The sequence below is a fragment of the Limnohabitans sp. Rim8 genome, from assembly GCF_945901735.1.
In the GTDB taxonomy this organism is placed as follows: domain Bacteria; phylum Pseudomonadota; class Gammaproteobacteria; order Burkholderiales; family Burkholderiaceae_C; genus Limnohabitans_A.
Genome location: NZ_CAMDLM010000014.1, coordinates 22,035 through 46,966, shown reverse-complemented (window position 1 = coordinate 46,966; position 24,932 = coordinate 22,035). Strand labels below are relative to the sequence as shown.

Annotated in this window: 21 protein-coding genes; 2 read left to right on the top strand and 19 right to left on the bottom strand. The window is 57.9% G+C overall.

Going from position 1 to position 24,932, the window contains the following annotated elements:
• Window positions 1–4: 4 nt before the first annotated feature.
• From priB to ppsA, 4 genes are all read right to left on the bottom strand, one after another.
• Entirely contained in the window at window positions 5–292 is a 288-nt protein-coding gene (gene priB, locus Q0O99_RS08855; protein WP_293750556.1) for a primosomal replication protein N, read from the bottom strand.
• 17 nt (window positions 293–309) lie between these two features.
• The gene (gene rpsF, locus Q0O99_RS08850; protein WP_293750554.1) at window positions 310–675 is read right to left on the bottom strand and encodes a 30S ribosomal protein S6; all 366 of its coding nucleotides are present in this window, start codon (window positions 673–675) and stop codon (window positions 310–312) included.
• 95 nt (window positions 676–770) lie between these two features.
• A complete protein-coding gene (locus Q0O99_RS08845; RefSeq protein ID WP_293750552.1) occupies window positions 771–2,873 on the bottom strand; it encodes a VC_2705 family sodium/solute symporter in 2,103 nt (700 codons plus the stop codon).
• 57 nt (window positions 2,874–2,930) lie between these two features.
• The gene (gene ppsA / locus Q0O99_RS08840) at window positions 2,931–5,321 is read right to left on the bottom strand and encodes a phosphoenolpyruvate synthase (RefSeq protein WP_293750550.1); all 2,391 of its coding nucleotides are present in this window, start codon (window positions 5,319–5,321) and stop codon (window positions 2,931–2,933) included.
• A 144-nt stretch (window positions 5,322–5,465) separates the two neighbouring features.
• Here ppsA and Q0O99_RS08835 point away from each other — a divergent pair, with 144 nt between their 5' ends.
• A complete protein-coding gene (locus Q0O99_RS08835; protein WP_293750548.1) occupies window positions 5,466–6,287 on the top strand; it encodes a pyruvate, water dikinase regulatory protein in 822 nt (273 codons plus the stop codon).
• A gap of 102 nt (window positions 6,288–6,389) precedes the next feature.
• Here the strand turns inward: Q0O99_RS08835 and glmM are convergent, their stop codons facing one another.
• The 4 genes from glmM to Q0O99_RS08815 all read right to left on the bottom strand — a co-directional run bounded on the left by glmM (window position 6,390) and on the right by Q0O99_RS08815 (window position 11,440).
• On the bottom strand, window positions 6,390–7,718 hold the full coding sequence (glmM, locus tag Q0O99_RS08830) for a phosphoglucosamine mutase (RefSeq protein ID WP_293750546.1): 1,329 nt from the start codon (window positions 7,716–7,718) through the stop codon (window positions 6,390–6,392).
• A gap of 84 nt (window positions 7,719–7,802) precedes the next feature.
• A complete protein-coding gene (folP, locus tag Q0O99_RS08825) occupies window positions 7,803–8,657 on the bottom strand; it encodes a dihydropteroate synthase (protein ID WP_293750544.1) in 855 nt (284 codons plus the stop codon).
• 98 nt (window positions 8,658–8,755) lie between these two features.
• A complete protein-coding gene (gene ftsH, locus Q0O99_RS08820; protein WP_293750542.1) occupies window positions 8,756–10,672 on the bottom strand; it encodes an ATP-dependent zinc metalloprotease FtsH in 1,917 nt (638 codons plus the stop codon).
• Between the two features lie 114 nt (window positions 10,673–10,786).
• Window positions 10,787–11,440: an RlmE family RNA methyltransferase gene (locus Q0O99_RS08815; protein WP_293750540.1), complete on the bottom strand. Its 654-nt coding sequence runs from the start codon at window positions 11,438–11,440 to the stop codon at window positions 10,787–10,789.
• A gap of 31 nt (window positions 11,441–11,471) precedes the next feature.
• Between Q0O99_RS08815 and Q0O99_RS08810 the strand changes: the two genes are divergently transcribed.
• Window positions 11,472–11,945 (top strand): YhbY family RNA-binding protein, encoded by a 474-nt coding sequence (locus Q0O99_RS08810; RefSeq protein WP_293750538.1) that lies wholly within the window; start codon window positions 11,472–11,474, stop codon window positions 11,943–11,945.
• A gap of 66 nt (window positions 11,946–12,011) precedes the next feature.
• Here the strand turns inward: Q0O99_RS08810 and greA are convergent, their stop codons facing one another.
• The 11 genes from greA to bamA all read right to left on the bottom strand — a co-directional run bounded on the left by greA (window position 12,012) and on the right by bamA (window position 24,841).
• On the bottom strand, window positions 12,012–12,488 hold the full coding sequence (gene greA / locus Q0O99_RS08805) for a transcription elongation factor GreA (protein WP_293750537.1): 477 nt from the start codon (window positions 12,486–12,488) through the stop codon (window positions 12,012–12,014).
• Window positions 12,489–12,590: 102 nt separating this feature from the next.
• Window positions 12,591–15,851 carry a carbamoyl-phosphate synthase large subunit gene (gene carB, locus Q0O99_RS08800; RefSeq protein WP_293750536.1) on the bottom strand — a complete coding sequence of 1,087 codons (3,261 nt, stop codon included), beginning with the start codon at window positions 15,849–15,851 and terminating at the stop codon, window positions 12,591–12,593.
• Complete coding sequence (carA, locus tag Q0O99_RS08795) at window positions 15,851–17,014, bottom strand: glutamine-hydrolyzing carbamoyl-phosphate synthase small subunit (RefSeq protein ID WP_293750533.1); 1,164 nt, start codon at window positions 17,012–17,014, stop codon at window positions 15,851–15,853. Before carA ends, carB begins: the two co-directional genes overlap by 1 nt.
• Window positions 17,015–17,214: 200 nt before the next feature.
• Window positions 17,215–17,988 carry an RNA methyltransferase gene (locus Q0O99_RS08790; protein WP_293750531.1) on the bottom strand — a complete coding sequence of 258 codons (774 nt, stop codon included), beginning with the start codon at window positions 17,986–17,988 and terminating at the stop codon, window positions 17,215–17,217.
• Complete coding sequence (rnhB, locus tag Q0O99_RS08785; RefSeq protein WP_293750529.1) at window positions 17,985–18,602, bottom strand: ribonuclease HII; 618 nt, start codon at window positions 18,600–18,602, stop codon at window positions 17,985–17,987. Before rnhB ends, Q0O99_RS08790 begins: the two co-directional genes overlap by 4 nt.
• Complete coding sequence (lpxB, locus tag Q0O99_RS08780) at window positions 18,574–19,692, bottom strand: lipid-A-disaccharide synthase (RefSeq protein ID WP_293750615.1); 1,119 nt, start codon at window positions 19,690–19,692, stop codon at window positions 18,574–18,576. The genes rnhB and lpxB overlap by 29 nt, the downstream gene beginning before the upstream one ends.
• A 56-nt stretch (window positions 19,693–19,748) precedes the next feature.
• Entirely contained in the window at window positions 19,749–20,543 is a 795-nt protein-coding gene (lpxA, locus tag Q0O99_RS08775; protein ID WP_293750527.1) for an acyl-ACP--UDP-N-acetylglucosamine O-acyltransferase, read from the bottom strand.
• 5 nt (window positions 20,544–20,548) lie between these two features.
• Window positions 20,549–20,995 carry a 3-hydroxyacyl-ACP dehydratase FabZ gene (fabZ, locus tag Q0O99_RS08770; protein ID WP_293750525.1) on the bottom strand — a complete coding sequence of 149 codons (447 nt, stop codon included), beginning with the start codon at window positions 20,993–20,995 and terminating at the stop codon, window positions 20,549–20,551.
• The gene (gene lpxD / locus Q0O99_RS08765) at window positions 20,992–21,984 is read right to left on the bottom strand and encodes a UDP-3-O-(3-hydroxymyristoyl)glucosamine N-acyltransferase (RefSeq protein ID WP_293750523.1); all 993 of its coding nucleotides are present in this window, start codon (window positions 21,982–21,984) and stop codon (window positions 20,992–20,994) included. Before lpxD ends, fabZ begins: the two co-directional genes overlap by 4 nt.
• A 23-nt stretch (window positions 21,985–22,007) precedes the next feature.
• Window positions 22,008–22,523 (bottom strand): OmpH family outer membrane protein, encoded by a 516-nt coding sequence (locus Q0O99_RS08760; protein ID WP_293750521.1) that lies wholly within the window; start codon window positions 22,521–22,523, stop codon window positions 22,008–22,010.
• On the bottom strand, window positions 22,523–24,841 hold the full coding sequence (bamA, locus tag Q0O99_RS08755) for an outer membrane protein assembly factor BamA (protein WP_293750519.1): 2,319 nt from the start codon (window positions 24,839–24,841) through the stop codon (window positions 22,523–22,525). Before bamA ends, Q0O99_RS08760 begins: the two co-directional genes overlap by 1 nt.
• Window positions 24,842–24,932: the final 91 nt, after the last annotated feature.

Genomic DNA, 24,932 nt, shown 5'->3' with positions numbered 1-24,932 from the left:
GAAATTAATCTTGCTGAAACTGTTGAATGTGCAACACGACACTTTTGCCTTGTCGAGGGGTGGCCAAAAAGCCTTGAACCGTCAAGACACTGCCTACCGCTTGCTTGGCCAGTCTTTCGGCCAATGACCCGATGGCCAAGGCACGAAGTTTCAACTGAACTTTGCGCATTTGCCCGGCCTCTTGTACTTCAGAGGCGTGTTCCAGAATCAAATCCAGAGCAGGCAAACCAGCGGGGTTGTATCGCAAAGCGGCTTGCTCGGCAATACAGGCTTTCAATTCGGTACGGTTCACTCCTCAACAGGCACGTGTCAAGCGGCGAATTCGGCTTGTTGTGACTTGCGGGCTTCTTCGCGCTCGACCGTCTTCATCATGGAAGAAGGACCGTTGTCGGCTTTCTTCTTCAGCACCGTCAGGTGACGCAGCACGGCATCGTTGAACTTGAAAGCGTGCTCGAGTTCGACCATCACGGCTTGGTCGGCTTCAATGTTCACGCACAGGTAGTGTGCTTTGCCCAGCTTGTTTATTTGGTACGCCAGTTGACGGCGACCCCAGTCTTCGACACGGTGAATGCTGCCACCGCCAGCAGTGATCATGCCCTTGTAGCGCTCCAGCATGGCCGGCACTTGTTCTGACTGATCGGGATGGATCAGCAAAATGATTTCGTAATGACGCATTGAAACTCCTTGAGGTTAACCCAAATGGTTGGAATAGCTGCCCCCAGCGTCTGTCGGGGTGCAGCAAGGCTAAGCCCATCATTATAGCCTGAAGATCACAGTCCCGGATAGTGGTTAGGCGGGTCGGCTTGGGGAGTTTGTGAACGCAGGTTGGGTCCCATCAGGCGCTGCGGGATCAGCCAGGTGGCCAGCACCATGACCACAAAACCAACAGGGACCCCGAAAACGCCTGCGGACAAGGGCTGAATGCCCCACCACAAGCAGCCAGAAGGGTCCAACCCCCAAAAATGGCGGAAACCAGGGGCATTGACCAAGATGTAAAAAATCGTCACCCCCAAACCCGACAGCATCCCCAGAACCACCGCCGCACGATGCACCCGCTGCCAGGCCATCCCCAGCACCATGCCTGGAAAAAAGGCAGATGCAGCCAGCGAAAAAGAGGCCGACACCAAGGCCAGGATTTCTGCGGGCTTGAAAGCCGCGACCACCGCAGCCAGCATGGCCACAGCCAGCAAAGCAAACTTAGACAGGATCACCCGCCCTTCGGAAGACTTGGGGCCATTGACGCCATTGGGCCGCATGTCGCGCACCAAACCATTGCTGATCGTCAACAGCAAACCATCGGCTGTCGACAAAGCGGCTGCCAGCCCGCCAGCGGCCACCAAGCCAGACACCACAAACGGCATTCCACCCAATTCGGGCGTGGCCAACATGATCATGTCTGCCCCGAGTTTGAGCTCACCCAGCTGCAAAATTCCGTCACCGTTAACGTCTGAAAACGACAGCAAGGCCGAGTCCAACCTGGCCCACTGGGCCATCCAGCTAGGCAAGTCGGCAAAGCTGCTGCCCACCAAGGTATTGAGCACCTCGAACTTCACCAGCACAGCCAAAGCGGGCACGCTCAGGTAAATCAGGCCGATGAAAAACAAGGACCAGGCCACCGAGCTGCGCGTTTCGGACACCGAAGGCAAGGTATAGAAGCGGGTCAACAAGTGCGGCAATCCTGCCGTGCCAATCATCAGGCAAAAGACAAGGGCCAAGAAATTCAGGCGCGACTCGCTGAACAATATCTCTTGGGCCAGCCCACCTCCGGGCTCCCCTGTGAAAGCCTGTGTGTGCGGGGGCATGCCGCCCAAAGGCCGCGCCCGTTCGAGGTTGTCGTGCAAGGCGCGGGTCCACAACTCGCGGGCAGCAGAGGGTTCGTGAGGCACGGCCAGCAGCTCACGGCGGACTTGGGCAATGGTGGCAAAGTCGGCCCCCTGCGCCTTGAGCAAGCGGATTTTTTCCTCTAATTGCTGTCGCAAATCGACCATGGCCGCATCCACATCTTGCAAGCGCGAAGCATAGAGTTTTGCCCGCTGAGCGTATTCGCGGCGCACTTCCAGCTCGGCCGGGTCGTCCATCAGGCGCTTTTCGATGCTGGCAATGGCCGACAGCTGCGCACCATAGACCCAAGGTGCCACAGGGTTGCCCAGTTGTTTGTAAGCCAACCAGGACACAGGAATGAGAAAAGCCAACAGCAACATGATGTACTGCGCCACTTGGGTCCAGGTGATGGCCCGCATCCCTCCCAGAAAAGAGCACAGCAAAACACCGCCCAAGCCCAACAAAATACCGATTTCGAATTGCACACCGGTCAGTCGAGAAGCGATCAGGCCAATGCCATAGATCTGGGCAACCACATAGGTGAATGAACACAGCACAGAGGCCAGCGCAGCAATCACACGTGGCCAGCGACCGCCATAGCGTTGGTCGAAGTAGTCGGGCAAGGTGTACAAGCGCATGGCACGCAATTGCGGGGCAATCAACAAGGCCACCAGACAAAAACCGCCGGTCCAGCCGATCACATAGGCCAGGCCACCGGGCTGGTTGCCACTGCCGGAAAAGCCTTGCAGGTACAGCGCCCCTGCCAGGCTGATGAAAGAAGCCGCGCTCATCCAGTCTGCTGCCGTGGCCATGCCGTTGTACATGGCTGGGATGCGCCGACCGGCCACATAGTATTCGTCCTCGTTGGTGGTTCTGCCCGCGATTCCGATCAGCGCATAAATCATGACCGTGCTGAACAGGAAGATCGGGCCGATCAAGTTGCGTGACAGGCCTGCGCGCTCAGCCCAGGCCATCACCCCGATCAAACTCAGAAGAAAAACCACATAAATCAGGACATTGCGGTGCAATCGCCAGCGGTAAGCGGAAGACATGGCAACGTTATCAGCTTGACTCATCACCTTGTCCTGATTTTGAAAGAGGCCGCAGGCTCAGCGCCCCAGATTGGTCCAGGTTTCGATGACCGTGTCCGGGTTCAGCGAGATCGAGCTGATGCCTTGGTCCATCAACCAATGCGCAAAGTCGGGATGGTCCGATGGACCCTGGCCGCAAATACCAATGTATTTGCCCTTGGACAAGCAGGCCTTGATGGCTTGAGAAATCAAGGCCGTCACGGCAGGATCACGCTCGTCAAAATCAGCGGCCAAAAGCGGCATGCCTGAGTCGCGGTCCAAACCCAAAGTCAGCTGAGTCAGGTCGTTCGAACCAATCGAGAAACCATCAAAAAACTCAAGAAACTGCTCAGCGAGGATGGCGTTGCTTGGCACCTCGCACATCATGATCAACTTGAGCTCGTTTTCGCCGCGGTGCAGACCTTGGCTGGCCAGCAGTTGGGTGACCTTTTCGGCCTGGCCCAAGGTGCGCACAAAGGGCACCATGATTTGCACATTGTTCAGGCCCATCTCGCCTCGCACCCGCTTGAGGGCTTCGCACTCCATGGCAAAAGCCTCACCGAAGTCTGCGCTGATGTAGCGCGCCGCGCCCCTGAAGCCCAGCATCGGGTTTTCTTCTTCCGGCTCGTAGCGGCTGCCGCCAATGAGCTTGCGGTATTCGTTGCTCTTGAAGTCCGACAGTCGCACGATGACCGGCTTGGGCCAGAAGGCAGCGGCGATGCTGGCCACGCCTTCGGCGACCTTGTCAACGTAAAAAGCACGGGGAGAGGCGTGGCCACGGGCTACCGACTCAACAGCTTTTTTCAGGTCAGCGTCGATGGCAGGATAGTCCAGTATGGCCTTGGGGTGCACGCCGATGTTGTTGTTGATGATGAACTCCAGACGGGCCAGACCGACACCGGCGTTGGGCAGCTGCGCAAAGTCAAAGGCCAGCTGTGGGTTGCCCACATTCATCATGATTTTGGTTTGAATCTCAGGCAGCACGCCGCGCTGGATTTCGCTAATTTCGGTTTCGAGCAGCCCATCGTAAATGTGCCCGGTATCGCCCTCGGCGCAGCTGACGGTGACCAGACTGCCTTCGGTCAATTGCTCGGTGGCGTTACCACAACCGACCACCGCAGGAATGCCCAGTTCTCGAGCAATGATGGCCGCGTGGCAAGTGCGTCCGCCTCGGTTGGTCACAATGGCGCTGGCGCGCTTCATCACCGGTTCCCAGTTGGGATCGGTCATGTCGGTCACCAACACATCGCCCGGCTGAACTTGGTCCATCTCACTGATGTGGTGAACCAGGCGTACCGGGCCGGTGCCAATCTTTTGGCCAATCGCCCTGCCCTCAGCCAGAATGGCGCTTTTGCCTTTGAGCTTGTAACGCAACTCGGGCGTGCCCTTGGCCAGACTTTTCACGGTTTCAGGGCGGGCTTGCAAGATGTAAAGCAAGCCATCGGCGCCGTCTTTACCCCACTCGATGTCCATGGGGCGACCGTAATGCTGCTCGATGACCACCGCATAGCGGGCCAATTGCTCGACATCGTCATCGGACAGGCTATACCGGTTGCGCAACTCGGTAGGAACGTCGGTGGTTTTGACCAACTTGCCCGAAGCCGCTTTTTCTTGCGCGCTGGCGAACACCATCTCAATGAGCTTGGAGCCCAGGTTGCGACGGATCACGCTGCGCTTGCCGGCTGCCAGCATCGGCTTGTGGACATAGAACTCGTCGGGGTTCACTGCACCCTGCACCACCGTCTCGCCCAAACCGTAGCTCGAGGTGATGAACACCACGTCTTCGAAGCCCGACTCGGTGTCGATGGTGAACATGACGCCCGCCGCACCCAAATCGGAGCGCACCATGCGCTGCACGCCCGCCGACAACGCCACACCGGCGTGGGCAAAGCCTTTGTGCACGCGGTAGCTTATGGCGCGGTCGTTGTAGAGCGAGGCAAACACCTCTTTCATCTTATGCAGGACATCGTCGATACCGACCACGTTCAAAAAGGTTTCTTGCTGACCGGCAAACGAGGCATCGGGCAAATCTTCGGCCGTAGCCGAAGAACGCACCGCAAACGAAGCCTCCGGGTTACTGCTTTGCAGGCTCAAAAATTCTGCGCGAATGGCTTGTTCCAGATCCGCTGGAAAAGGCTGGGCCTCGACCATGGCGCGAATTTCGGCACCTGCTGCGGCCAAGGCGCGCACGTCCTCGGTGTCCAGGGCATCGAGTCGGGCATTGATGCGCGCGGTCAGGCCACCCAACGCCAAAAACTGGCGAAAGGCGTGGGCGGTGGTGGCAAAGCCCGTGGGGACGCGCACACCTGAAGGCAGTTGAGAAATCATCTCCCCCAAGCTGGCGTTTTTACCCCCGACCGACTCGACGTCGGTCATGCGCAACAACTCAAAGGGAACGACCAAAGCGGTCTCACTGAAAAGATCAGACATGCAAAGCTCCAAAGTTAAAATCTGGCTCCATGGTGCAGGTCAGGGTTGTGTTGTTCTTTGAAAAGAACCCCGAGTGGACAGCGGTGGATAATTGACTGATTTTAGGGGTCATGTTGACCCCGGCCATTGAAAAAAATGACGAGCATGCCAAAACGCACTGTATTTTTCGTATCGGACGGCACAGGCATCACCGCCGAAACTTTTGGCAATGCGATCCTGGCCCAATTCGACATGAAATCTCGCCATGTACGATTGCCATTCACAGACACCATCGACAAAGCACACCAAGCGGTGCGGCAGATCAACCACACCGCCGACACGGAAGGGACCAAGCCCATTGTGTTCACCACCCTGGTGAACATGGATGTCCTCAAAGTCCTTCAAGAACATTGCCAGGGCATGCTGCTCGACATGTTCGGTACATTTGTCAACCCATTGGAAGCCGAGCTCGGTATCAAGTCGCACCACCGAGTGGGCCGTTTTTCGGACGTGAGCAAAAGCAAGGAATACCACGACCGGATTGAAGCCATCAATTTTTCGCTGGCGCACGATGATGGTCAATCGAATCGAGATCTGGAGTCGGCGGATGTCATTTTGGTGGGCGTCAGCCGCAGCGGCAAAACCCCCACCAGCCTTTATCTGGCCATGCAGCACGGCTTGAAAGCGGCCAACTACCCCTTGATCCCGGAGGACTTTGAGCGCAAACAGTTGCCGCCCGCGCTGATGCCACATCGCTCGAAAATCTTTGGCCTGAGCATCCAGCCGGAGCGTCTGTCCGAAATCCGCACGGAGCGCCGCCCCAACTCGCGTTACGCCAGCCTAGACAACTGCCGCATGGAAGTCTCGGAAGCCGAGGCGATGATGCGCCGATCAGGCATCCGCTGGTTGTCCACAACCACCAAATCGATCGAAGAAATCGCCACCACGATCTTGCAAGAGATCAAGCCGGACCGGCTGATCTACTAAAAAAGTCGCCCTCAAGGACCTTGGACATGCCCCACCACATGGGTGGAGCGTGCACCTTCAGGCCCGCCCAAGCCACTGGAGAACTGGACAACTCAGGGATCGTCATGCCAAGGTGGCCGCAATCCGTTCAGCGCATAGACGCGCCTGCGCCGCGTCCTTGGCCTCCACCATGACGCGGACCAAGGGTTCGGTGCCGCTGGCACGAATCAAAACCCGCCCGGAATCGCCCAACTCGGTCTCAACCGCTTGTTTGGCCGCCCACAAAGGGGCGTGACCTGGCCAATCAAAGCCGGGCGACAGGCGCACATTGATCAAGGTTTGCGGAAAGAGGCTGATCCCTTCGAGCAGCTGCGCCATGGTCTTGCCGCTGCCCACACAGGCTTGCAGCACCTGCAAAGCACTGACCAGCCCATCACCCGTGGTGTGCTTGTCCAGGGCCAGCAAGTGGCCCGAGCCTTCACCACCGAGCAACCAGCCTTTGTCATGCAATACCTCCAACACGTAACGGTCTCCCACGTTGGCCCGCACAAATTGCACGCCTCGCTTTTGGAGGGCAATCTCTACCGCCAGATTGGTCATCAAGGTGCCCACGGCACCGGGCACAGCCTCGTCCCGGGCCAAACGGTCGGCGACCATCAGGTACAACAATTCATCGCCATTGAACAAGCGCCCTGAGGCATCCACCAACTGCAGGCGGTCGGCGTCGCCATCGAGGGCCACGCCGTAATCGGCCCGGTGGTCCTTGACGGCCTGCACCAGTGTCTCGGGGTGGGTTGCGCCCACGCCCTTGTTGATGTTCAGGCCATCGGGTGCACAACCCATGGCGATCACCTCTGCGCCCAATTCGTGGAAGACTTTGGGCGCGATCTGGTAGGCCGCTCCGTGGGCGGCGTCCACCACGATCTTCAGGCCTTTAAGCGTCAAGTCGTTGGGGAATGTGTTCTTGCAAAACTCGATGTATCGGCCCGCTGCATCGTCCAGTCGCCGGGTCTTGCCCAGATCGGCAGAGTCCGCCCAAACCGGGTCCTCCAGCAGCCTGGCCTCCACGGACTTCTCCCAATCATCGGAAAGTTTCTGTCCTTTGGCGCTGAAGAATTTGATGCCATTGTCGGCAAACGGGTTGTGACTGGCACTGATCACCACCCCCAAAGAAGCGCGCTGCGCTCGGGTCAGGTAAGCCACAGCGGGCGTCGGCACAGGCCCGAGCAAGACCACGTCGACCCCTGCCGAGTTGAAGCCCGACTCCAAAGCACTTTCGAGCATGTACCCGGAAATGCGGGTGTCTTTGCCGATCAAAACCACAGGATGGGGTTCCTGGGCCTTCAACACACGGCCGACCGCATGGGCCAGACGCAAAATGAAGTCGGGCGTGATGGGGCTTTGCCCCACTGTGCCGCGAATGCCGTCTGTCCCGAAATATTGCCGTGCCATGCATTGATCCTTTTTTTATAATGAGTAGTCTGATTTTATCGGTCTAGGCAAGCCCAATCCCTGACACGCACTGAGTGCCAGCGCTCATTTTTGAGCTGTGGCTGTTTGGACTGCTTGCCAGACTTTCAAGGCGTCCACCGTGGGCTTGACATCGTGCACGCGAATCAAGCGAGCACCCCGCTCTACGGCCAGTAAAGCCGCAGCCACACTGGCCGACAAGCGCTCAGCGGGCTTGGGAATGACGCCATCTTGGTTCAGCACGGCCCCCAAGGACGACTTTCGCGACCAAGCCGACATGATGGGACGTCCGTCCAGCATCAACTCTGCTTGGTGGACCAGCAATTCGAAGTTTTGCGTCACCGTTTTGCCAAATCCAATGCCGGGATCCAGCACCAAACGGGCTGCATCTACACCTTGCGCCAAGAGACTTTTCATCCGCGCTTGCAAAAACAGCTTGACATCGGACACAACGTCGCCGGTCATGGTGTGAAGTTGCATGGTCTTTGGGTCACGGTGCATGTGCATCAAACACACCCCGCACGATGGATGGGCCACCACAACGCGCTCGGCACCCGGCTGGCGCAAAGCCCAGATGTCGTTCACGATGTCCACCCCTATATCCAGAACCGCCTGCATCACCTCGGGCTTGTAAGTGTCCACCGATATCGGAACCTGCCACCGCACGGCCTCCCTCAAAAATGGCATCAACCGCGCCAACTCGTCTTCCAGCGGCACCGCTTGGGCACCAGGTCGGGTCGACTCCGCCCCCACGTCCAGAATGCCTGCACCTTCGCGCAACAACCGCTCGGCATGCAGCAAGGCCTGTGAGCCCTGCGCATGCTGCCCGCCATCAGAAAAAGAGTCTGGTGTCAGATTGACGATGCCCATGACCCAAGGGCGAGTGAGGTCCAGATTAAAACGTGTAGTTTGCCAATGCATGCAACAAGCAACTTTCAAACAAAACAAAAAAGGGCATGGCCATGGAAAACGGGGCCCGCAGGCCCCGTCCCTTGTCTTACTGGCTTGTCCTGGCTGGCTCAGGCCGCCGTGGCAGCAGGTTCAGGTTGGACGACCGGCGTACCACCACCACTGCTGCCACCCGAGGGGGGCGTGCGAGGTGTCCAGTCCTTTGGCGGCAAAGGATCACGGCCCGCCATGATGTCGGCGATCTGGTCCTTGTCGATGGTTTCCCACTCGAGCAAGGCTTTGGCCATTGCGTGCATCTGGGCGCTGTGTTCCTCAATCAAACGACGGGCCAAGCTGTACTGCTCGTCGATGATGCGGCGCACCTCCAAGTCCACCTTTTGCATGGTGGCTTCGCTCATGTTGGTGGTCTTGGTGACCGAGCGGCCGAGAAACACTTCGCCTTCGTTTTCAGCATAAACCATGGGCCCCAAGGCATCGGTCATGCCGTAACGCATGACCATGTCACGGGCAATGGAGGTGGCACGCTCGAAATCGTTGCTGGCACCTGTGGTCATCTGGTGCATGAAGACTTCTTCGGCAATGCGCCCACCAAACAGCATGCTGATCTGGTTGAGCATGAACTCTTTGTCGAAGCTGTAGCGGTCCTTCTCGGGCAAGCTCATCGTCACACCCAAGGCGCGTCCGCGGGGAATGATGGTGACCTTGTGCACGGGATCACACTTGGGCAGCAGATTGCCGATGAGGGCGTGACCTGCTTCGTGATAAGCCGTGTTGCGCCGCTCTTCCTCGGGCATGACCATGCTCTTGCGCTCAGGGCCCATCAGGATCTTGTCCTTGGCTTTTTCAAAGTCGACCATCTCCACCACACGGGCGTTGCGACGTGCCGCCATCAAGGCCGCTTCGTTGCACAGGTTGGCCAGATCGGCACCGCTCATGCCGGGCGTACCACGGGCGATCACAGCCGCGTTCACGTCTTGGCCAATGGGCACTTTGCGCATGTGCACGTTCAGGATTTGCTCGCGACCGCGGATGTCGGGCAAGGTCACATAGACCTGACGGTCAAAACGACCAGGGCGCAGCAAGGCAGCGTCCAGAATGTCCGGACGGTTGGTGGCCGCCACAACGATCACACCCAGATTGGTTTCAAAGCCATCCATCTCGACCAGCATCTGATTGAGGGTTTGCTCGCGCTCGTCGTTGCCACCGCCCAGGCCTGCACCACGCTGACGACCGACCGCATCGATTTCGTCAATGAAAATGATGCAAGGTGCGTTCTTTTTGGCGTTTTCAAACATGTCACGAACACGGGAAGCGCCCACACCCACAAACATCTCGACGAAATCAGAACCAGAAATGCTGAAGAAAGGTACTTTGGCTTCACCTGCAATGCTTTTGGCCAGCAGAGTTTTACCTGTTCCAGGGGGCCCCACCAAAAGCAAACCGCGAGGAATTCGACCACCCAATTTCTGGAAACGTTGAGGATCTTTGAGGAAGTCGACCACCTCTTTGACTTCTTCTTTGGCTTCATCACAACCGGCCACATCCGCAAAAGTGGTGTTGTTGTTGTTTTCGTCCATCATGCGGGCCTTGGACTTGCCAAAACTGAAGGCGCCGCCTTTGCCACCCCCTTGCATTTGGCGCATGAAGTAGACCCAAACACCGATCAAAAGCAGCATAGGGCCCCAACTGACCAGCAAGGTCATTAACAAGGAGCCCTCTTCGCGTGGTTTGACGTCGAACTTGATGCCACTGCTGATCAAATCACCCACCAGACCGCGGTCTAGATAAGTGGCCGTCGTTTTGATGCGACGGTCATCGACCGTGACAGCCAGGATTTCAGTGCCGCCAGGGCTTTCGGAAATCGTGGCGCTCTTGATCCGGTTGCTGCGCACCTCTTCCAAAAAATCAGAATAACCGATGGCGTTCGCGCCGGCGACACCACGGTTGTCAAATTGTTTGAACAAAGTGAACAGCACCATGGCAATCACCATCCAGACGGCAATTTTGGAAAACCAAGGGTTATTCAAGAGAGACTCCAATCGAAAAAAATGACTTACACCATTCTAGGCCTGCCAGAAGCCTTGGCGAGCCTTTCCAGAAGTTAGGCCCTCTAAAAGCTGGGAATTAATGCATCAGGCCCCTTAGATCAGGCCCATTCCTACCAAAAAAGTCTCCGAAGATTTGTCCCGGGAGGATTTGGGCTTGATCGGCTTGACTACCTTGAAGGTCTCCTTGAACATCTTGACAATCTGGCTATAGCCGCTGCCGTGAAAGACCTTGACCACCAAAGCACCCTGCGGCTTCATGTGGCTTTGCGCAAACTCCACGGCCAGCTCGATCAAATGCTGGACCCGCGCCGCATCCGAGGACTCGATGCCCGACAAATTGGGGGCCATGTCGGACACCACCACGTCGACCTGCCGCCCTTGCAATGCCGCCTCCAGCAGGGCGGACACCTCGTTTTCGCGAAAATCCCCCTGGATGAACTGCACCCCCTCCACGGGGTCCATGGGCAGAATGTCCAGAGCGATGATGCTGCCATTGAGCTCGCCCACAGCCGCACCATCGGGTGACAAGCGGCGGCGCAGGTACTGACTCCAAGCGCCAGGGGCAGAGCCCAGGTCCACCACCAAATGGCCGGGCCGAATGAGGCCCAAGGTTTCGTCGATTTCCTTGAGTTTGTAAGCCGCCCGCGCCCGGTAACCCTCTTTCAGAGCCAGTTTCACGTAGGTGTCATTGACGTGGTCGTTTAACCACGCTTTGTTGACCTTTTTACTTTTGGTTTTGACTTTCATTCTTATGCGTCCTTGCGGGGATAATACGGGGATGCCCCAAATACAACTCACACCTGCCGAGCGCAAAGTTTTTCGCGCCGATGCCCATCACCTGGATCCGGTCGTCATGATCGGCGGCGATGGCCTGTCCCCTGCCGTCGTCAAGGAAACCGAAGCGGCCCTGAACGCCCATGGCCTGATCAAGATCCGCGTGCTGGGCGATGACCGTGCTGCACGCGAAGCCATGTTCGCCCAACTGGCCGACCAACTCAGCGCCGCGCCCATCCAGCACATCGGCAAATTGCTGATCCTTTGGCGACCTCAGCCTGAAAAGATCAAGGAAACAGATGAAGACCGCAAAGCCGGTCCTCGTGATTTCAAAATTCTGAAATACAGCTCAAGAGGTGGTCAACGCCCTGAGGTCAAAACCGTTCGTGTGCTGGGCAATCAACGTCTGGCAGCTGGGGGGCAAATCAAGCGGGCCAAACCCAAGCAAACATCGGTCAAAAAAGGTCGCCACGACTGATAGAAGTTCGGCCCGTATCGGGCGAGTACCGCCAACACAGGCCGTTAGACAACGGCTTTTTTTGCCTCAAACGTAAGACACGCCCACGATCTCATAACGGCGGACGCCACCAGGGGCCTGCACTTCGGCCACATCGCCCTCTTCCTTGCCGATCAAGGCCCGCGCAATGGGACTGCTGATGTTGATCAATCCCAGTTTCAAGTCAGCTTCATCCTCACCCACGATTTGGTAGGTCACCGCCTCACCCGAGCTCTCATCCTCCAATTCGACGGTGGCGCCAAACACAACGCGGCCACCCGCATCGACCGAGATCGGGTCGATGATCTGCGCGGCCGACAGCTTGCCCTCGATTTCCTGAATACGGCCTTCGATGAAGCCCTGACGGTCTTTGGCCGCATCGTATTCGGCATTCTCGCTCAGGTCACCCTGAGCTCGGGCTTCGGCAATGGCCTGGATGACGCCAGGGCGGTCCACAGTTTTGAGCCGATGCAACTCGCTCTTGAGTTTTTCAGCACCACGTTGGGTGATCGGGATGGTTGACATGTTGGGTTCTCCAAAAGCAAACCGCCGAGCTTGGGGACTCGGCGGTCATTGTCAGCATTATGCCCTGCGCCCGGTGTGGGGTGTGGGCCGAAAAGCAAGGTTTCAGGCGGCCAGCAGGGCGTGCATCTCCTGTATGGAAATCACTCCCAACTGGTCCATGTACTTCATGCCCTCTACAGCCGCTTCAGCGCCTGCTATTGTTGTGAAGGTGGTGACGCGGTTGAGCAAAGCCGAGGTGCGAATGTGGCGCGAATCAGCGATCGCGTTGCGGCGTTCTTCGACGGTGTTGATGACCAGCACAATCTCGTTGTTCTTGATCATGTCGACGATGTGTGGTCGGCCTTCGGTGACTTTGTTCACAATGGCACAAGCAACGCCCGCTTCGGTGATCGCGCCGGCAGTTCCTTTGGTCGCCACCAGCGCAAACCCTTGAGCGACCAACTGACGCGCCACTTCGATGGCTCGCGCCTTGTCATTGTTCTTGACCGAAATGAAAACCTTGCCTGATGGCGTGCCATCGGCCTTCGTGGGGCGTGGCAACTTGGTACCTGCACCCAATTGGCTCTTCACAAAAGCCTCGCCAAAAGTCTTGCCCACGCCCATCACTTCACCTGTGGACTTCATCTCGGGGCCCAAGATGGTGTCCACACCCGGAAACTTCACGAACGGAAACACCGCTTCTTTCACGCAGAAATACGGTGGCGTGACTTCTTGGGTGATGCCTTGCGACGCGAGGGTTTGACCCGCCATGCAACGCGCAGCCACCTTGGCCAACTGGATACCCGTGGCTTTGGAGACATAAGGCACGGTGCGCGAAGCGCGGGGGTTGACTTCCAGCACGTAGATCACATCTTGGCCGTCCACATGCTGGATGGCGAACTGCACGTTCATCAAACCGACCACGTTCAAGGCGCCAGCCATCGCGGCCGATTGGCGCTTGAGCTCGTCCACCGTGGCAGACGACAAAGAGTAAGGCGGTAAGGAACAAGCCGAGTCACCGCTGTGCACACCGGCTTGTTCGATGTGTTCCATCACGCCGCCGATGAAGGTCTGGCCCGCGGGGTCGCGCAGACAATCCACATCGCACTCGATCGCGTCGTTCAGGAAACGGTCGAGCAGCACAGGCGAATCATGCGAGACCTTGACCGCTTCGCGCATGTAACGCTCCAAATCGCGTTGTTCGTGCACGATTTCCATGGCGCGGCCACCCAACACATAGCTGGGACGTACCACCAGGGGGTAACCCAAGGCGGCGGCTTTTTCCAAGGCCTCTGGCTCCGTGCGCGCTGTGGCGTTAGGGGGTTGACGCAGACCCAGTACTTGCAACAATTTCTGAAAACGCTCACGGTCTTCGGCCGCGTCGATCATGTCGGGGCTGGTCCCGATGATGGGCACGCCAGCGGCTTCTAGGTCGAGCGCCAACTTCAAAGGCGTTTGGCCACCGTATTGCACGATGACGCCTGTGGGTTTTTCCTTGTCCACGATTTCGAGTACGTCTTCCAAAGTGACGGGTTCGAAGTACAAACGGTCCGAGGTGTCGTAATCGGTCGACACGGTCTCAGGGTTGCAGTTGACCATGATGGTTTCGTAACCGTCTTCGCGCATGGCCAGCGCCGCATGAACGCAGCAGTAGTCGAATTCGATGCCCTGGCCAATGCGGTTGGGGCCGCCACCCAAGACCATGATCTTCTTGTTGTGGGTGGGTTCGGCTTCGCACTCGCCGTCACCATGGCCTTCGTAGCACGAGTACATGTAGGCGGTGTCGGTCGAGAACTCGGCCGCGCAAGTGTCCACGCGTTTGTAAACGGGACGAATGTTCAGGGCGTAACGGCGTGCACGCACCACATGTTCGGTGGTCTTAAGCAATTTGGCCAGGCGGCGGTCCGAGAAGCCTTTCTTTTTGAGCGCACGCAATTCTTCGGCGGTGATCGCTTCCAGTGTCGTGGTTTCAAGCTCCAACTCAATCTTGACGATTTCTTCAATCTGCACAAGGAACCAAGGGTCAATCTTGGTCAAGGCAAACACCTCGTCCACGCTCAGGCCCATGGCAAACGCATCACCCACGTACCAGATGCGCTCGGGGCCGGGCTCGCCCAGTTCTTTTTCGAGCACTTCGCGGTCTTGGGTTTTTTCGTTCATGCCGTCCACGCCCACTTCCAGACCACGCAGGGCTTTTTGGAAGGACTCCTGGAAGGTGCGGCCCATGGCCATCACTTCGCCCACCGATTTCATCTGGGTGGTCAAACGGCTGTCGGCGGTGGGGAACTTCTCAAAGGCAAAACGCGGGATCTTGGTGACCACGTAATCGATCGATGGCTCGAACGATGCAGGGGTGGCACCGCCCGTGATGTCGTTGCGCAACTCGTCAAGGGTGTAACCCACGGCCAACTTGGCCGCCACTTTGGCAATCGGAAAACCGGTGGCTTTGGAAGCCAAGGCGGAGGAACGCGACACACGGGGGTTCATCTCGATCACGACCATCCGGCCGTCTTTGGGGTTGATCGAGAACTGCACGTTGGAGCCGCCCGTATCCACACCGATCTCGCGCAAAACAGCCAAAGAGGCATTGCGCAGAATCTGGTATTCCTTGTCGGTCAAAGTTTGTGCAGGGGCCACGGTGATGGAGTCACCGGTGTGCACGCCCATGGGGTCCAGGTTTTCGATTGAGCACACGATGATGCAGTTGTCCGCCTTGTCGCGCACCACTTCCATCTCGTACTCTTTCCAGCCGAGCAACGATTCTTCGATCAACAACTCGTTGGTGGGCGAAGCCTCCAGGCCGCGCTTGCAGATGGTCTCAAATTCTTCCGGGTTGTAGGCAATGCCGCCACCCGTGCCCCCCAACGTGAAGCTGGGGCGAATGACCGTAGGAAAACCCAAAGTCTTTTGCACGTCCCACGCCTCTTCCATGCTGTGGGCGATGCCGGAGCGGGCCGATCCCAGACCAATTTTGGTCATGGCGTCTTTGAACTTCAGACGGTCTTCGGCTTTGTCAATGGCTTCGGGTGTCGCGCCAATCAACTCAACCTTGTACTTTTCTAGCACACCGTTGTGCCACAAGTCCAAAGCGCAGTTGAGCGCGGTTTGACCACCCATGGTGGGCAATATGGCATCGGGACGCTCTTTGGCGATGATCTTCTCGACCGTCTGCCAGGTGATGGGCTCAATGTAGGTGACATCGGCCGTGGCCGGGTCGGTCATGATCGTGGCAGGGTTGCTGTTGATCAGGATGACTTTGTAGCCCTCTTCGCGCAATGCTTTGCAGGCCTGCACGCCGGAGTAGTCGAACTCGCAAGCCTGACCAATGATGATCGGGCCCGCGCCAATGATGAGGATGCTTTTGAGGTCGGTGCGCTTGGGCATTATTTTGTCTCCATCAAGTTGATGAAGCGGTCAAAGAGGTAAGCAATGTCGTGTGGGCCAGGCGACGCTTCGGGGTTACCCTGGAAGCAGAACGCCGGCTTGTCGGTGCGCGACAGGCCCTGCAAGGTGCCGTCAAACAAGGACACGTGGGTGGCGCGCAAGTTGGCGGGCAAGCTCTTTTCGTCTACTGCAAAACCGTGGTTCTGGCTGGTGATGGACACCCGACCGGAATCCAAGTCTTTGACGGGGTGGTTCGCGCCGTGGTGGCCAAACTTCATCTTGAAAGTCTTGGCACCACTGGCCAAAGCCATAATTTGGTGACCCAGACAAATGCCGAAGGTGGGAATGCCGGTTTCGATCAATTCGGCCGACGCCGCAATCGCGTAGTCGCAAGGCTGTGGGTCGCCAGGGCCGTTGGACAAGAAAATGCCGTCGGGCTTGTGTTTGAGCACCTCAGCAGCTGTGGTCTTTGCGGGCACCACAGTGACCTTGCAACCGCGCTCGGCCAACATGCGCAAGATGTTTTTCTTCACACCAAAGTCGTACGCGAGCACATGGAACTGAGGCGCCGTCAAGTGACCATAGCCTTGTCCCAAAATCCACTCAGTTTGCGTCCACTCATAGGGCTGCGACACGGTCACCTTCTGTGCCAGATCGAGGCCCGCCATGTTGAGCGCACCTTGGGCAGCGGCGACAGCTTGATCGATCACAGCCGGTGTGACTTCATGGCCTTTGGCCAGGCCCACGATAGCGCCATTTTGGGCGCCTTTGGTGCGCAAAATGCGGGTCAGCTGGCGGGTGTCAATGTTGGCAATCGCCACCGTGCCTGCATCAACCAAATAAGACGACAGGGATTGGCTGGAGCGGAAGTTACTCGCGATCAAAGGCAGATCTTTGATGATCAAGCCAGCAGCGTGGACTTGGTCGGCTTCGATGTCCTCCGTGTTGACGCCGCAGTTGCCAATGTGCGGGTACGTCAAGGTGACGATCTGCTGGCAATAGCTGGGGTCGGTGAGGATTTCCTGGTAGCCGGTAAGCGAGGTGTTGAACACCACTTCGCCGGCTGTGGAGCCGGTGGCTCCAATCGAGTTGCCGATAAAGACTGTGCCGTCTGCGAGCGCCAAAATGGCGGGCGGGAAACTTCCCTGAAGAGACAAAAGCACTGGGTTCTCCGGAATGGTTCGGGTACGCCTCAGCACTCACCAGAGATGGGATCTCTTTTTGGCTGCTTGTTCGAGGAATGGGCCTGGGGTGGACTGTGGCGTACAGGTGGATGCGGTAAAGCCTCTTATTATAGCTGAGTACCTCTAGTAAACCCTGGCAAATCACTCACCCAGCCCCAGCGATCGAGCCGAAAAAAAGCTCAAGGACCTGCTGTTGCGCTGGCGTGCAGGCAAATGGCCGCCGCCGTGGCCACATTGAGAGATTCTTCGCCCCCCGGCTGGGCAATGCGCACCGGGTGCCGGGCCATGGCCATCAGACTGGCGCTGACGCCCTGCCCTTCGTGCCCGAAGACCCAGGCACAGTGCTGGGGCAAATCACTTGCTTTCAGCAAGGCATGCAAAAAAGGGCCCTCATGCGAGCTGGTGGTCAGCAAGGGCACCCGCAAAGTCGCCACATCGGACTCGCTGAGCGCTTCGACCAGATGCAGGCCAAAGTGCGCCCCCATGCCCGAGCGCATCACCTTGGGCGACCACAAGGCCGCCGTGCCCTTGATGGCCAACACCTGGCGGTAACCGAAAGCCGAGGCACAGCGCAAGATGGCCCCTACATTGCCCGCGTCCTGCAATCGGTCCAGCACCACCGTGGCCGCGTCTGGCAGCACCTCTCGGACGGCTTGCCAGGCCACCACAAAACCCATGCGGGCCGGTGACTCCAGGCCGCTGAGGCTGGTGAACAAGGCTTCGGGCACCACAAACACCTGATCGGTCAGCCCCTGCCATGGGTTGCCCTGCTCGGCTTGCAACGACTCGGTCAGCACCACCTGCAACGGTCGCACGCCGCGCTCCAGCGCAGCGCGGCACAGGTGATCGCCTTCCAGCCAGAACTGCCCCGCTTTGCGGTAAGCCGTGCTGTCTTGTGCCAAACGCCGCCAGGCCTTGATCTGCGGGTTGTCCCGCGAGCTGATCGATTTCATCGCACACTCCTGGCCACCGGGGCAAATGTCATGCGGTGACAATCCGCCGGGCCATGAGCTTGCAAAGCGGCCAGATGCTGCACTGTGCCATAGCCTTTGTGCTGATCAAAACCATACAAGGGATACTGTTGGTGCATCGCTTCACACAAGCGGTCACGGTGCACCTTGGCCAAAATGGAGGCCGCCGAGATGGCGGGCACCAGCGCATCGCCTTTAACAATGGCCTCTGCCTGCATGGGCAGCAAGGGCAAGCGGTTGCCATCCACCAGCACCAGTTTGGGCGGCAGTCGCAAGCCCTGCACGGCCCGCCGCATGGCCAGCAAGGTGGCTTGCAAAATATTGAGTTGGTCGATCTCCTGGACCGTGGCCTGCGCGATGGCGCAGCACAAGGCACGCGCCCGTATCTCATCAAATAAGGCCTCGCGGCGCTTAACCGTGAGTTTTTTAGAGTCGTTCAGACCGCGAATCGGGTTCAAATCGTCGAGGATCACCGCGGCAGCGACCACCGGGCCAGCCAATGGACCTCTCCCGGCCTCGTCCACGCCAGCTGTCAAGCCGGAAACGTGAAAAAGCAAGGCGGATTGCTCAGCGCGAGAGGACTTTTTCGATGGCATGGATCGAGAGCTGAGCTGTGTCACGCTGCAAAACCTGGTGCAATTGGTGAAATCGGGACTGCAAGGCGTCCACCCGGTCAGGTGCAGACAACCAAGCCAGACAAGCCTGGGCCAAGGCCTCGGGGGTGCAGCGGTCCTGCAAAAATTCGGGAACCACGAAATCTTCGCACAAAATGTTGGGCAAACCCACCCAAGGCTGCAGCTGTTGGCGCTTCATGATCTGCCAGCTGAGCCAGTTCATGTGGTAACCAATCACCATCGGGCGCTTGAACAAGGCCGCCTCCAAAGTCGCCGTGCCACTGGCGATCAAGGTCACGTCGCAAGCGGCCAAGGCGGCATGGGACTGACCCAGAGTCAGTTGCAGGCCTGACACGCCGCCGTGTCCATCGACCAGTGTTTGAATGCGCGCTTGCAAGCTGGGGATGGCGGGCAAGACAAATTGCAGCAAAGGCTGGTGTCGCTGCATGATTTGGGCGGCCTGTACAAAACGCGGCGTCAGGTGTTCGATTTCGGAGTGTCGGCTGCCGGGCAAAATAGCCACCACAGGCCTGTGGGCATCGAGCCCCAGGGCATGGCATGCCGACAAGCGGTCCGGGTGAATGGGGATGGTTTGCGCCAAGGGGTGGCCCACGTAGGTGGCCTTTACCCCAGCCTGGGCCAACAGCGCTGGCTCAAAAGGAAATATGCACAGCATGTGGTCCACACTGCGCCAAATCTTGTCGATGCGCTCGGGACGCCAAGCCCAGATCGACGGGCATACAAAATGCACTGTGGGAATACCTGCCGCCTTGAGCTTGGACTCGAGGTCCAGGTTGAAGTCGGGGGCGTCCACCCCGATGAACACATCGGGTAGCTGAGTCAGTAAACGCTGGCACAGCTGATCGCGGATGGCGACGATGCCGCGGTAGTGGCGCAACACCTCAACATAACCGCGCACGGCCAACTTGTCGTGCGGCCACCAGGCCTCAAAGCCTTGCGCCCGCATGTGAGGCCCGCCAATGCCAACGCCATGCGCCTGCGGCCAGCGCGAGTGCAGTCCCTGAATCAGCAAACCCGCGAGCAAATCACCCGATGCTTCACCGGCCACCATGGCAAAGGACAAAGCCCCCGCAGGGGCTTTGGGCAGTGGCAATGCGGCAGGCTGCGTCAACGCACGATCCCACGTTGAGGTGAGGCGGACTGTAAAAAGCCCAGCATCATGTCCACATCGGGCTGGGCCTCGGGCTTGTCCAAGGCCAAAGCCGCAATGCGGGCCATGGCATCGCTCAGCGACAAGCCATCACGGTAAAGGGCTTTGTGCATGGCCTTGACGGCGCTGATGCGTTCAGCCGAAAAACCACGGCGACGCAAGCCTTCAAAGTTCATCGATCGCGCTTGGGCTGGCTGGCCTTGTGCCATGACAAAAGGCGGCAGGTCGGCAAACAGCAAAGAATTCATGGCCGTGAAGCTGTGCGCGCCAATACGGCAAAACTGGTGCACCACGGTGAAGCCGCCCAAAATGACCCAGTCATCGACCAACACATGGCCTGCCAATTGTGTGTTGTTGGCAAAGATCGTGTGGCTGCCCACTTGGCAGTCGTGTGCCAGGTGCACATAGGCCATGATCCAGTTGTCGTGGCCCACCGAGGTCAAGGCCCGGTCGCCGGGGGAGCCTATGTTAAAGGTGCAAAACTCACGGATCGTGTTGCGGTCACCAATGTGCAATTCGCAAGGCTCGTTGTTGTATTTTTTGTCCTGCGGCACCGCACCCAAGGAGTTGAACTGAAAGATTCGATTGTCGCGGCCGATCGTGGTGTGGCCTTCGATCACGCAGTGGCTGGCCACCGTGGTGCCCGCGCCGATGCACACATGGGGCCCGATCAAGGTGTAGGGCCCGACGGACACCGAAGTGTCCAGCTCGGCCCCCGGGCTGATGATGGCCGTAGGGTGGATCTTGCTCATGGCGCTCAAACTTGTGGGATTTTCCGCATGGTGCACATCAACTCGGCCTCGGCTGCAATCTCGTCGCCCACCTTCGCGCGGGCTTTGAACTTGAAAATACCGGCCTTCATGCGGTCAAGTTCCACTTCCAGAATCAACTGATCGCCCGGCTCCACCGGGCGCTTGAAGCGCGCACCATCGATGCCTGCAAAATAATAGACTGTTTGATCATCAGGCGTCTCACCCAGGGTGTCAAAAGCCAGCAAGGCTGCAGCCTGGGCCAATGCCTCGAGCATCAACACACCCGGCATCACCGGACGGTGCGGAAAGTGCCCCTGAAAATGGGGCTCGTTGATGGACACGTTTTTCAGCGCTTTGATGCGCACGCCTTTTTCCAGTTCCAGCACGCGGTCAACCAACAAGAGGGGGTAGCGGTGCGGCAACTGCTTGAGAATTTTATGGATGTCCATCATGGTCGTGTTTCCTTGTTGTTTTGAATCTCGCTCTCCAGCGCCTTGATGCGTTCACGCAAGCGGGATAGTTGTTTGAGGCTGGCGGCGTTCTTTTCCCAATTGACATGGCTGTCCAGAGGGAACATGCCGGTGTATTGCCCCGGTTGCAAAATGGACCGGGTCACCACAGAGGCTGCCGAAATATGCACATGGTCGGCCAGGGTCAAATGCCCCAGCACCACCGCCCCGCCCCCCACGGTGCAATGCGCGCCGATGCGCGCACTGCCCGCCACACCCACACAGCCGGCCAAGGCGGTGTGTGCACCGATGTGCACGTTGTGGCCAATCTGGATCAGGTTGTCGAGCTTGACGCCGTTGTCAATGACAGTGTCTTCGAGCGCACCGCGGTCGATGCAGGTGTTGGCCCCGATTTCCACATCGTCGCCAATGCGCACCGCCCCCAGTTGTTCAATTTTTTCCCATTGACCTTGGTGCTGGGCAAAACCAAAACCGTCTGCGCCCACCACGACCCCCGAATGCAAAATGCAACGCTCCCCCACCGAGCACCCCTCAGACAAGGTCACACGCGACTTGAGCACCGAGCCCGAGCCGACCCTGGCACCACGCTCGACCACACACAAAGGGCCGATCACCGCGTCCTCGGCCAACCAAGCGCCTGGGTCGATGACCGAGGTGGGATGAATGCGAGGACCTTGGAGGGGTTGTTGGGCCTGCTTCCACAAACGGGTCAATCGCGCAAAATACAGGTACGGGTCGTCGGTCACAATGACGGAATGCCCCAGACTGGCCAACGCTTCAAAAGCGGGCGACACGATCACGCAACCGGCCTGACTGGCGGCGAGTTGGGTTTGGTATTTGGGGTGGCTGAGAAAACTGATCTGGTCGGGCCCGGCCGATTGCAAGGGAGCCAGACCAGCGATCACCCAAGAGGGGTCACCACACAAACGCCCACCGAGCCGATCGACCAGTGTGGCGAGCGTCAAAGACACAAGGTCAAACCCGTCCGACGCGCTTACTTGGCCGCCGAGGCGTTGAGCGCCTTGATGACTTTTTCGGTGATGTCGTGCTTGGGATTGATGTAGACCGCTTCCTGAAAAATCACATCGTATTTTTCGGATTCAGCCACTTGCTTGACGGCGCGGTTGGCACGCTCGACCACAATTTGCTGCTCTTCATTCTTACGGGCGTTCAGATCTTCCTGAAACTCACGGCGCTTGCGCTGAAATTCTCGGTCTTGTTCGATCAACTGCTTTTGGCGGGCGGTGCGCTGGGACTCGGCCAAAGTAGGGGCTTCCCGTTCGAACTTTTCGGATGCCAGTTTGAGACTGTTACCGGTTTCCACCAACTCTTTTTCTCGGCGCGAAAATTCCTGCTCCAGTTTAGCCTGCGCTTGCTTGGCAGTTGCCGCCTCGCGGAAGATACGCTCAGTGTTGACAAAGCCCATCTTGAACTCCTGGGCCTGCGCCACAGAGGTCACACAGGCTGCGGCCAACAAGGCCATGGACAATTTTTGACGCAAGGTGTTCATTAGAAGGATGTTCCGATTTGGAATTGAAGTCGCTGAATTTTATCGCCTGTCTGCTGTCGTATCGGCGTGGCATAGGAAAAACGCAAAGGCCCCATGGGCGAAATCCAGCTCAGACCCACACCTGCTGAGGCACGCAGATCGCCCAAGGATACATTTTCATTTTCGCCGAAAGCGCGTCCGATGTCGGTGAAACCAAACAGGCGCAATGTTCGGTCGTTGCCAGCACCGGGAAAGGGGGTGATGAATTCGGCGTTGAACACCACTTTTTTAGCACCGCCCAAGTAAATAGGGGTCAGGTTGGTACTGCTGGTCTGTTGAGATGGGCCCAAGGTGGATTGCTCAAAACCCCGAACACTTCCCAAGCCACCCACGTAAAAGTTCTTGAACAAGGGGTACTCCTGCCCTTTGAGTCCCTGCCCCCAGCCCAAATCGGTGTTGAATGCCAAGGTGTACTTTTTGGTCAACGGGACATACTGCTGGTATTGGTAACTGGCCCGCAAGTAACGAACGTCGCCGCCCACACTCAGATCGGCATTGACACGCTGCAAGCTTCCCCGGGTAGGAACCAATGCACTGTCACGACCGTCTCGTGCCCAGCCCAGCGTCAAAGGCAAGGCCGAGCTGGTGGCGCCAAACTTTTGCGAATAGTCAAGGTAGGCTTCAGGCAATCCCGTGCCCGCCCGAATCTCGGTTTGCTCGGCGTTGACGCCCATGAACACAGTGTCGGTTTCGGTCACCGGCACGCCAAATCGCAGACCCGCACCAGAGTTGATCAGGCTGTAGGCGTTGACGTCCCCCAAATAAGGCCGCGTGGTGCGCTGGAACACATCCACGGTTCTGGAAATGCCATTCCTGGTGAAATAAGGGTCGGTGGTGCTGAGCACCAAGTTGCGGTTGTACTTGCTGGTGTTGACTTCAACCGCCAGGTAATTGCCCGAACCAAACGCATTCTCTTGGCGGATACCAAAACTCAAAGACACCTTTTCTGCAGAAGAAAAACCCGCCCCCAAAGAAATGCTGCCCGTGGGCTTTTCGGCCACCGTGAACAAGAGGTCCACCTGGTCGGGCGCACCGGGCACCTCCAATGTTTCCACGTTCACCTGTGTGAAGAAACCCAGACGGTCAACCCGGTCCCTGGACAAACGGATTTTGTCACCGTCGTACCAGGCCGCTTCAAGTTGACGGAATTCACGGCGGATGACCTCGTCGCGGGTGCGGACGTTGCCCGCGACTTGGATGCGGCGAACGTAGGCTCGCCGCGAAGGCTCCGCGAGCAGCACAAATTGCACCCGGTTGTTGCGCCGATCGATTTGAGGCTTGGCTTCCACTCTTGCAAACGCAAATCCGAACTTGCCAAAATAATCGGTGAAAGCCTTGGTGGTTTCAGCAACCGTCTCTGCGTTATAAGGCTTGCCTACGGCAATCTTGACCAAAGCCTTGAACTCGTCATCGCGCTCAAGGTAATTGCCCTCGAGCTTGACGCCCGAGATCACAAAACGTTCACCTTCGGTGATGTTGATGGTGATGGCCATGTCCTGCTTGTTGGGCGACATGGCCACTTGGGTGGAGTCGATGCGGAACTCCAAGAAGCCCTGCGACAAGTAATAGGAGCGCAAAGCTTCCAAATCTGCGTTCAGCTTGGTGCGCGAATAACGGTCGGACTTGGTGTACCAACTCATCCAGCCACCCGTGTCCAGATTGAATTGGTCGCGCAAAGTGGCGTCACTGAAAGCCTGGTTGCCCACAATGTCAATCTGCGCGATTTTAGCGGGACCGCCCTCGGTGATCGTGAAAGTCAGGTTCACCCGATTGCGGTCAATGGGCGTGGAAGTAGAGACCACTTCGGCACCGTAAAGGCTGCGGCTGATGTATTGGCGTTTGAGCTCTTGTTCCGCCTTGTCAGCCAACGCCTTGTCGAAAGGTCGCCCCTCGGACAGACCCACATCCTTCAGGGCCTTGACGAGCACATCTTTATCGAACTCCTTGAGCCCGATGAACTCCACAGAAGCTACCGATGGGCGCTCTTGGACCACCACCACCAGCACATCGCCCTGGGTTTCCAAGCGCACATCCTTGAACAAGCCCAAAGCAAACAAGGAACGAATAGCCGCAGCGCCCTTGTCGTCGGTGTAAAGATCGCCGACCCGCAAAGGCAAAGACGCGAACACCGTACCCGCTTCGATGCGCTGCAAGCCCTCCACACGGATGTCACGCACCGTAAAGGGATCGATTGCCCAAGCGGGCAAGCTGACAACAGCGCATGCCACTGCCTTCAACACAAAAGGAAAGACCTGGGCACAAAATTGATGAAAATTCATTGTTCAATCGTTCTAAATAAAGCCAATTTCAAATTTGAAAATGAAGCTTTGAAAACCGGACCCAAATTCTCAATCAGGCGACAGCAAGGCG

Coding starts and splice junctions, on each gene's coding strand:
- Q0O99_RS08835 (WP_293750548.1), top strand. CDS start 5,466: ATGCCAAAACGCACTGTATTTTTCGTATCGGACGGCACAGGCATCACC.
- Q0O99_RS08760 (WP_293750521.1), bottom strand. CDS start 22,523: ATGAACACCTTGCGTCAAAAATTGTCCATGGCCTTGTTGGCCGCAGCC.
- greA (WP_293750537.1), bottom strand. CDS start 12,488: ATGTCAACCATCCCGATCACCCAACGTGGTGCTGAAAAACTCAAGAGC.
- rpsF (WP_293750554.1), bottom strand. CDS start 675: ATGCGTCATTACGAAATCATTTTGCTGATCCATCCCGATCAGTCAGAA.
- glmM (WP_293750546.1), bottom strand. CDS start 7,718: ATGGCACGGCAATATTTCGGGACAGACGGCATTCGCGGCACAGTGGGG.
- folP (WP_293750544.1), bottom strand. CDS start 8,657: ATGCATTGGCAAACTACACGTTTTAATCTGGACCTCACTCGCCCTTGG.
- carB (WP_293750536.1), bottom strand. CDS start 15,851: ATGCCCAAGCGCACCGACCTCAAAAGCATCCTCATCATTGGCGCGGGC.
- bamA (WP_293750519.1), bottom strand. CDS start 24,841: ATGAATTTTCATCAATTTTGTGCCCAGGTCTTTCCTTTTGTGTTGAAG.
- rnhB (WP_293750529.1), bottom strand. CDS start 18,602: ATGCCATCGAAAAAGTCCTCTCGCGCTGAGCAATCCGCCTTGCTTTTT.
- ppsA (WP_293750550.1), bottom strand. CDS start 5,321: ATGTCTGATCTTTTCAGTGAGACCGCTTTGGTCGTTCCCTTTGAGTTG.
- lpxA (WP_293750527.1), bottom strand. CDS start 20,543: ATGAGCAAGATCCACCCTACGGCCATCATCAGCCCGGGGGCCGAGCTG.
- Q0O99_RS08845 (WP_293750552.1), bottom strand. CDS start 2,873: ATGTCTTCCGCTTACCGCTGGCGATTGCACCGCAATGTCCTGATTTAT.
- lpxB (WP_293750615.1), bottom strand. CDS start 19,692: ATGGTGGCCGGTGAAGCATCGGGTGATTTGCTCGCGGGTTTGCTGATT.
- Q0O99_RS08810 (WP_293750538.1), top strand. CDS start 11,472: ATGCCCCAAATACAACTCACACCTGCCGAGCGCAAAGTTTTTCGCGCC.
- Q0O99_RS08790 (WP_293750531.1), bottom strand. CDS start 17,988: ATGAAATCGATCAGCTCGCGGGACAACCCGCAGATCAAGGCCTGGCGG.
- fabZ (WP_293750525.1), bottom strand. CDS start 20,995: ATGATGGACATCCATAAAATTCTCAAGCAGTTGCCGCACCGCTACCCC.
- Q0O99_RS08815 (WP_293750540.1), bottom strand. CDS start 11,440: ATGAAAGTCAAAACCAAAAGTAAAAAGGTCAACAAAGCGTGGTTAAAC.